Consider the following 7,987-nt stretch of genomic DNA (forward strand, 5'->3'; position numbering starts at 1 on the left):
AGAGCGTGTTTGGGAATTTCACAAGTGCATAAATAGAAACGAGCCAGTAAGTTGCAGGCGGAGTTCCTAGGCTCCGGTCTGCTTATGGTTGACGGCTATCAACCCCTTACTGACTCGCAGTGGCAAGTTATGGCCTGTCTACTGCCTGTGCAACGGCGTCGGCGCCTGTGTTTGCGCCAAGTGGTCAATGCCGTGCTCTATGTCTGCCGCACGGGCGGCCAGTGGCGGGCCTTGCCGGCCGAATTTCCGGCTTGGACGGCGGTCTACTACTATTTCTACCGCTGGCAGCAAACGGGCCTCTGGGCACGCCTAAATACGGTGCTCAATGCGCTGGATCGGCTACATGAGGGGCGGGAGGCGTTGCCCTCGCTGGCCTGCGTGGACAGCCAGAGCGTCAAACTCGCACCCCGCATTTTCGAGCACCGGGGACTGGACGGGGGCAAGCATGTTAACGGGCGTAAACGCCAGATCCTCACCGACTCGAGCGGGCGTATCTGGGCCGCGCACGTACACGCGGCCAACGGCCATGACAGTCGCGGAGCCCTGGGTTTACTCCCCCATCGGCCCTGGTGGGCCGCCCGTTTACAGACCGTGCTCACGGATGCCGCTTACCGGGGCCGCTTCGCCGACCACCTGCGCGGCCTCGGCCTACAGCACCAGGTGGCCAGTCGCCCACCCACCCAGCGCGGCTTTGTGCCCGTCGCCAAACGCTGGGTGGTGGAACGCACCTTTGCTTGGCTGGCCTGCTTTCGGCGGCTGGCCGTGGACTATGAGTACACCCCCGCCAGTCATGTCTGTTGGCTTGTATTAGCCAATATCTCCATGTGTCTAAATCGACTCGCCTAATTCCCAAACACACTCTGAGTTCCTAGTGCTTAACAATCCAAAGGACAACCACGGGGCAGGAAGGTGGATTGCGGGCCTGAAAGAGCGGTTGGCTACCACGGGAGGCAATCCGGACCCAGCGGCAATTTCGCTGGTTAGACCTTAGCCTGTGGCAATCGACTCCGGAAAACTATGGAACCAGGTGGTGCTCCTGATGGCCGTATCGGTCAGCTCTTGGACTACATATCTAACCAAGGCCAAATCTGCGCTGTGTGGCGTCTTCGACCAGTGAAGCAGGTGCAGTTCAGTCCTTAATGGCTGCATCTCTCCTACGCGCTGTATCCTGGGTGGAACGGGCTGTTCGTTGTGTAGGCAGTGCTACGCTTTGTCGGAATTAGCCGGCTTGGGGCAAGTCAAAGGAATGGCACGTAGGCGTAAGATGAGCATTATATGTTTTATAAAAATAATAGTATTAAATAGCAAAAAAGTGCAATCCAGTTTTTTGGCTTTATGCTCTTTTTTACTGTTTTGTTTGTCTGCTTTTTGGGGTCCTGATGAGTTTTATACCATCCCTAAAAGCTTCCTTCTCGGGGGAACTACATAGTTGGAATTTTTACTGATTGTCTTTTAAAAAAAGACAAGATAGTTCACTATAAGGAGTAGAAAGCATTAAAAGGAGTTTTACCCCTACTGGGTGCGGCTATTAAAAGGAGCTTTACCCCCACTCAATTTTCGATTAAAAGGAGTTTTACCCCCACCCTGAAAACGATTAAAAGGAGTTTTACCCCCACCTATTAGGAGTTGATAATTTCTCACTCCTTTTATTTCGTGTTACTTTGTCCATCTCTATCTCCAACTGTCCTTCCCGCATTTGGAATCTAGCCACTATGAGTAACAAGAAAATGACCACCGCCTCGCTACCTCTGGGGCTGGTCTACGAGCCGCAACATAAGGAGTTGGTGAAGCAGCATTGGAACGTGACCTTCTCCCGGCAGCGGAAAATGAGCGTGCTGGCGAAGCGTATTATGGCGCGGGTGCTCGACCAAATCCGGGATGATGACTTTGAGCTGCGGCCCTTCTACCAGATGCGCGTCAGCGATGTGGTGGTGGATGCCGGCGTAAAGGCCGAAACCGTTTATAAAGAGGTGGAGGGTGCTATTCTGGAACTGCTGGCAGTTATCTGGACATTCAAGAGCCCAGACTCGTCGGAATGGCGGGCCCGACACCTGCTCGATACCAGCAAGGATGAGACAGCCGGGTATAAAAACGGTATTATATCTATACCGCTGAATCCGGCGCTTTCCGACTACTTCATCAACGTCGCCCATTACACCAGCTATCAGCTCTCGCACTACATGCGGCTGAAAAGCTGGTACTCCATGCGGTTCTTCGAGATACTGTCGGCGTTCAAGGATACCGGCTTCTGGGAAGTCACCATTGAGGAATACCGGACGCTGATGGATTGCGGCCCGGTGCTAGATAAGCGCCAGCAGCCTAAGAAAGACAAGTCCGGCAAGGTGCTCATGAAGTACCCGCTGGTGAAAGACCTGGTGCACTACACCACCAAGGAGCCGCTGGAGGAGCTGGCCGAAAGCGACGTGGCCTTTACCATGCAGCCCGTCTACGAAGCTGAGCGGGCCACCCGGGGCCGGCCCCGAATTGTGCGGCTACGCTTTGAGTTGAATCAGAAGCAGCAAACCAAGATTCCGGCCTCCTGGCTGGCCGACCCGGTCACGGCCTCACTCATCGAACGGCTCCGCGCCTGGAAGGTCACTGACCGCAACATCGCGCTTCACGCACCTACCCTGGGCCGCGACGGCGTCAAGAAGATTCTGCGGGAATGGGACCTGAAAGCCATTCATCCAACGGACCGCATCAACAGCAAGGAAAAGTATTGCAACACGGCCATTTCGCGGGCGGCGAAGCAACTGCTGGCCGAGCAGAAAGCTGAAGCGCTGCAGGTTCGCAAGGACCTGCAACTTGGCCTGTTTGCGACGGCAGACGACAAAACGTAACTAGCGTTTGAGGTTTACCTTACATGCTCGTAGGGGGAGGCCACCAAAAAAAGAGAATCCATATCTTCACTGACCTTTAACCTTCAAAACACAAGCTTGTGTCGACCACTGAAATCCTCAAGGAAGCATATACGCTCATCGACAATAAAATTAGCCAAAGTACATTTATCGACATAAGTGAAACGATTATTGACTCTTTGATAAAAAAATTTGGCAAAAGCACCGTTAGCAGATACGCTGGCAGCGATGACACCAGTGAAATAAACAATGTGTTAACCCATGTCATAGAAGTAGGGAGCCTGAAGGCAATGAAGGACGCAGGGTTAATAATTAATACTAACACTTTGACGGATAGATGCATTGCGACTGCTTTCATTATGAATCATTCGCTTGCCCAAGTTTTAAAACAAAAGGGTGCTTTCAATTATAGCCGCGATGGATATTTTACATTCGATGGTGTTCAGATTCTAGCTGCGAGAATCCATGAACTTTGTGGCACTCATCTTAGCTATAACAATTTGCCTCAACATGTGAAGAATGACACATTTACAGTAGACGAATTATTCGCATTCTATTTAGGAGATTATTACGTTAAAAAAAATATTCCCCCGTTCACTATTGTTTGCAAACCTTTCGTAGAAAATATTAACTATGGTTCCATCGCCTCTGAGAAAAATCTTGCAGACGCTATGAAGTCATGGGAAAATTGCTTGTTTGATATAAGCAACAGTCAAATAAGAGTTTCGCATAATGGTGAGATAATATTTGAAAGCCCTCTTGAACTGATTGAAGCTGACGAAATTTATGAAACGTTTTTAGGCAACATCAACTCGTTTCAGAAATTCAGATTCCTCAAATCCGGTAATACAGCATCGCTCATCATGAATGCTGTGCATAAGAAGCATCAGTTTACCATAGCAAGCGTACTACCGCACGGCTTTGCAATAACCTATACGTACTAAAACATGTCACATGCACTAAGTACAGAGTACATAATGCACATAAGCTCGTATTTCAAGAACAATAACTCTCTTTATCCTCCAGGCATGGTTGCAATAAACCTCGAACTACTTAGCGAGGTATCACTGCCAGGTTCTGACCTGCCTTATAATTCTATAACCAATAGGTTTGTTCATTGGGAGTTAATGAATACTCCAAAGCAATCATCCAGTGTTTTTGAGCTTGCAGACACAATGATGATATATTTTTGGAATTACTGGACCATGCCAGTCGAATTTTGCTCAAGCTATTATGGAGGAGATTGGTATTACGACGGCAAGAATCTTAACTTCGTAAAAATTGATTTTGAGAAACAATGGAGGATTCTTCATGTTATTTCTCAACTATCAACCGCAAGATGCTCACCGTATGGCCCTTATTTGTTAAAGCTTTCTAATATGCTTTACAAAGAAGATGCGAAAATTGCAGTAGCAATGCTAATGCTTGGAATAGAATTTGATATTATCATTGATTTCCTTAGTAGAGATATCATAAAACAAGCCCTTGACAGCATTCGAGATAAAAGGCAATATATCAGAAAGAATAAATACAAAGCGAATTATGATACTGTTATCAGTTTTCTTCTTGAAAAAGAAAAATCCTTAGACAATATATATTTACTTGAAAGATTAATGACTTTTTTCAATGTTTACAGTGATGCATTTAAGTTTTTAAGAATTTTACAGTTAGATACAAAGGGAGTAGGCAAGACCTTTGTAGAGCTTGACAGCATTGCGGATTACAACAAATACTTGACTTTAGAAAGTCTATTTTCAATTAGTAAACATAAAGAAGAAATGTCTGCTTGGTATCAGCGTAGAGAGTTGAGTTTGGGACCAAGAAAATACTATGCGTATACATATTATGAGAAGAAGTGAGTTATAAAATATCCAATCACAAGACCTAGGCAGCACCGTGAGCTTTAGAGCATAGGCGGTCCACGCGGCTAGCCAACAGTATTGCATCTGCTTCGCTTTGGCTCAAGTCAATAGCCCTTAAATAACATGAGTACTGACCCCTATAAGCAGAGCTTAACCGATGCCGCTGCTAGGCTGATACATATTCGGGAGCTACTATTCGACGCCACTTTTCAGGTCGCTATTGCCAACGAATTGAGAGACTGGTCGGATACCGTAGAGGTTGGAGAGGTTCATACCATCTCGAAAGAGCTATTGGAAAGCTGCAGCGACACGAATGTTCAACTGCTGACCAAGCTGCTCACCAGCGTGGAGAGGACCTGCGACTTACTCCTTAATCTCAATAGCGTGGAGTTAGAAGAAGACCCTGACTAAGGATGCGCTAGCAATTCTCTGAGAGTTGGCGCAAGCAAAATCGGCAGTATAAATCATTGCTATTGCAGCAATTATAAATTTTATAATTGCTTCTAAAACAACCACTTAGCTCATTTTTAAAATGCTCGTAATTCGCTAGGAGCGGATGTATTCGCGCTGTAATGTTGTGGCATCTATTACCAATCAGCCCAGTATTACACATGCTCTCTTCCCATCAAATCGAGACTTTAAAAGCCGGCAAAGCGGCCCAGCTACCGGCCAGCCGTGTCATCACCGAGGCGGCATTGCCTTCATCGACCTATACCTACTTTCTGTATGACGAGTGCTGGCTCACGGACCAGGCCTCGCTGCCCGAGTTGCTTGAAGGCCTGCGCGTAGCGGGGTCACCTGAGCTGGGAGGATTCATCTGCCACTATTATCACACTGCGCTGGCGGGGCGGCTGCCGCAAACCCGCTACCTCATCGAGCAGAAAGTGCCTTTTGCCGCTGAGTTCAGCGAGTACCTATTGGCCGCCGACCGCCGCAACTACAGCCGGCCGAAGGAATGGCTTCAGTACCTGACGCAGCAGATTCACGAGGCGCGGCCCGAAGACATTGACTATTTCTTCACGGAGATAGCCGCTACGCTTCAGCATCGCCTGGTGGTGCGGACAGAAACCAAAATCTTCCGCATCACGGAGCTTGAGTTTTACTATCACAGCCGAAACCACCCCGACCCCTACGTACACAGAGACGCGGAACAGCTAAAGCCTCTGCACTGGTATTTCAACAAGGCTACCAGCCTAGACCTTACGTTTGGCGACCGGGACAGCAATAGCTTTGGCGGCATTCTGCTACGGGGGCTTCAATTGCTGAGCACTGCCCCTACCGACGAGGTCACGCCCTCCTACCCCTACATCATGGGCCCGCAGCTCCTGACCAGAGCGCTGGTAGCCAGCTGGGGCAGCGCGCTGAACGGCGCGACGTACCTTTCCCTGGAAGAGAGTTCTACCCCGACGGAAGCACCGCCCACAGCCTGGCGCACGGCCCGCGTAGGGCTAACCTTTCGGCCTGACGAGGAAGACACAGCGCTTCCCTATATGACGCGGCCTTACCGCTTTCTGGCCGATGAAGGCTACTTATCCCGCCTCAAAAACAAGGAAAGCATCTGCAAGCAGCAGCGCATGGATGCTGACACGGTGCGCCGCATCCTGGGCTATAAGCCAGGCTGGCTATGATTGCGGCCAGTCCGGTTGCCCGCTTCTACCTGGCCGATGCCCTCGCCCAGCGGCACCCCGCTACCGCGCTGGCCCTTACTGATGCGCTGCTTAAAAGTGGGGCGACAGTCGCTACCCTGCCCGGAACCCGGGATATCTGGGCCCGGGATTTTATGCCCGTGCCTACCGCCCGCGGACGCCTGATGCAATTTCGCTACTTCCCGGACTACTTGCGCCCTAAGCGGTGGCATACGACCATCACCGACGGCGCTGCAGTAGCAACCCGGCTGGGCCTGCCGCTCCAGCGGAGCCCGCTCATAGTCGACGGTGGCAACGTGGTCAGCAGTTTCGGCCGGGTACTTATGTCGGACAAGGTGCTGCGCGAAAATCCCACGGTACCCCGCTCCCGGCTGCTGCGCCTGCTGGCCGATGCCTTGGAAGTAGACCGGATTGACTTGGTACCGGCTCACCCCGACGACTTCACCGGCCATGCTGACGGGTTGGTGCAGCTGCTCGATGAGCGAACGGCCCTGGTAAATGACTACCGCCGACATGAGCCCGTCATCTGGCAACGCCTGCTAAAGGCCCTGCGACGCGCTGGCTTCGACTGTGTACCCTTGCCCTATAATCCCTACCAGAATACCGATTACACATCGGCAGTGGGCGAGTATATCAACTATCTGAGTGTGGGGAAGACACTGATTATTCCCGTCTACCACCAAGCAGAGGATGAGCTAGTCCTGCGCCGCCTGCACGAACTCTACCCCGACTGTGAAATAATCCCGCTCGATGGCAGAGCGGTGGCCAAGCAAGGCGGCGTATTTCACTGCGTGACGTGGGAGAATCCCATGTAGCTGACAGTTATCAATTACTGTTTCTGCGCTGGCTTATACTGTAGTAGTTGGCGGCGCGAGCTTATTCAGTAGTGATAGGTAAGAAGGTCTGCCTGGAAGACGTCTTAGCTTAGCGGCAATAATTGCCTCCCGAACCTCACGACGAGTGTAAGATTTACTCTGTTGCAAACCCGTAGCAGTGCAGAACGTAGCGAAACAGGTCGCATCCAAGCCTAACTGCTCCACTGCATCAGTAGAGTTTAACATGTACCCCTCCCGTTCTTGATAGGCATTGTCTAATTGCCGGAGAGTAGCGAAAGCAGCGGGCAAATGGTCATAGCGATGAGCTTCGGCGTATTGATTGCGAAAACGAATCGCATAGAAAGGCCAAAGATTCCCCCCCTCACCAATCTTGGCCACGGCACAGGCACCAATTTGGTGAACGACTCTAACTGAGTAGCCAATGAGTCGGTACTTTGTGAAGGCAAACTGAGGTGGTCCGATTACGCTGGACAGTTTAGGGCGTTAAGTGGAAGAAACTGTTGATGAGCGTGATACGGTGTCTGGTAGCCAATACTGGAGTGCAGTCGCTGGTGATTGTAATAGTCAAAATACTCGGCCACGCTGCGTTGGGCATCAGCCAGGTCGGCAAAAACAGGCCGCTCGCGGACGTCGAGTACTTCGGTTTTCAGGCGTGACCACAGGCTTTCGGCCTGCGCATTATCGTAGCAGTCGCCGCGGCGGCTCTGCGAGCGCACGGCCTGGTGGTCGGCTAGCAGTTGTCGGTACACATTGCCGCAGTACTGCCCGCCGCGGTCGGAGTGCAC

Annotated in this window: 8 protein-coding genes; 7 read left to right on the top strand and 1 reads right to left on the bottom strand. The window is 50.8% G+C overall.

The genetic code is table 11. From position 1 onward, the window contains the following. Positions 1 to 84: 84 nt before the first annotated feature. From BUE15_RS20975 to BUE15_RS21005, 7 genes are all read left to right on the top strand, one after another. A complete protein-coding gene (locus BUE15_RS20975) occupies positions 85 to 846 on the top strand; it encodes an IS5 family transposase (protein WP_073282996.1) in 762 nt (253 codons plus the stop codon). 866 nt (positions 847 to 1,712) lie between these two features. Beyond that, entirely contained in the window at positions 1,713 to 2,840 is a 1,128-nt protein-coding gene (locus tag BUE15_RS20980) for a replication initiation protein (protein ID WP_073289195.1), read from the top strand. A 98-nt stretch (positions 2,841 to 2,938) separates the two neighbouring features. Beyond that, complete coding sequence (locus tag BUE15_RS20985; RefSeq protein ID WP_073289197.1) at positions 2,939 to 3,802, top strand: hypothetical protein; 864 nt, start codon at positions 2,939 to 2,941, stop codon at positions 3,800 to 3,802. Between the two features lie 3 nt (positions 3,803 to 3,805). Continuing rightward, entirely contained in the window at positions 3,806 to 4,717 is a 912-nt protein-coding gene (locus tag BUE15_RS21840; protein ID WP_211617699.1) for a hypothetical protein, read from the top strand. Between the two features lie 126 nt (positions 4,718 to 4,843). Beyond that, positions 4,844 to 5,131, top strand: coding sequence for a hypothetical protein (locus BUE15_RS20995; RefSeq protein WP_073289201.1), 288 nt, complete (start codon positions 4,844 to 4,846; stop codon positions 5,129 to 5,131). A gap of 200 nt (positions 5,132 to 5,331) precedes the next feature. Continuing rightward, positions 5,332 to 6,348 (top strand): hypothetical protein, encoded by a 1,017-nt coding sequence (locus BUE15_RS21000; RefSeq protein ID WP_073289202.1) that lies wholly within the window; start codon positions 5,332 to 5,334, stop codon positions 6,346 to 6,348. Then, positions 6,345 to 7,181, top strand: coding sequence for an agmatine deiminase family protein (locus BUE15_RS21005; protein WP_073289204.1), 837 nt, complete (start codon positions 6,345 to 6,347; stop codon positions 7,179 to 7,181). Before BUE15_RS21000 ends, BUE15_RS21005 begins: the two co-directional genes overlap by 4 nt. A gap of 482 nt (positions 7,182 to 7,663) precedes the next feature. Here BUE15_RS21005 and BUE15_RS21010 read toward each other — a convergent pair. Continuing rightward, the coding region (locus BUE15_RS21010) for an integrase core domain-containing protein (protein WP_139252482.1) at positions 7,664 to 7,987 on the bottom strand (324 nt) is incomplete at its 5' end.

The sequence above is a fragment of the Hymenobacter psychrotolerans DSM 18569 genome, assembly GCF_900142395.1.
Lineage (GTDB): Bacteria > Bacteroidota > Bacteroidia > Cytophagales > Hymenobacteraceae > Hymenobacter > Hymenobacter psychrotolerans.

Coding starts and splice junctions, on each gene's coding strand:
- BUE15_RS20975 (WP_073282996.1), top strand. CDS start 85: ATGGTTGACGGCTATCAACCCCTTACTGACTCGCAGTGGCAAGTTATG.
- BUE15_RS20980 (WP_073289195.1), top strand. CDS start 1,713: ATGAGTAACAAGAAAATGACCACCGCCTCGCTACCTCTGGGGCTGGTC.
- BUE15_RS21840 (WP_211617699.1), top strand. CDS start 3,806: ATGTCACATGCACTAAGTACAGAGTACATAATGCACATAAGCTCGTAT.
- BUE15_RS20995 (WP_073289201.1), top strand. CDS start 4,844: ATGAGTACTGACCCCTATAAGCAGAGCTTAACCGATGCCGCTGCTAGG.
- BUE15_RS21000 (WP_073289202.1), top strand. CDS start 5,332: ATGCTCTCTTCCCATCAAATCGAGACTTTAAAAGCCGGCAAAGCGGCC.
- BUE15_RS21005 (WP_073289204.1), top strand. CDS start 6,345: ATGATTGCGGCCAGTCCGGTTGCCCGCTTCTACCTGGCCGATGCCCTC.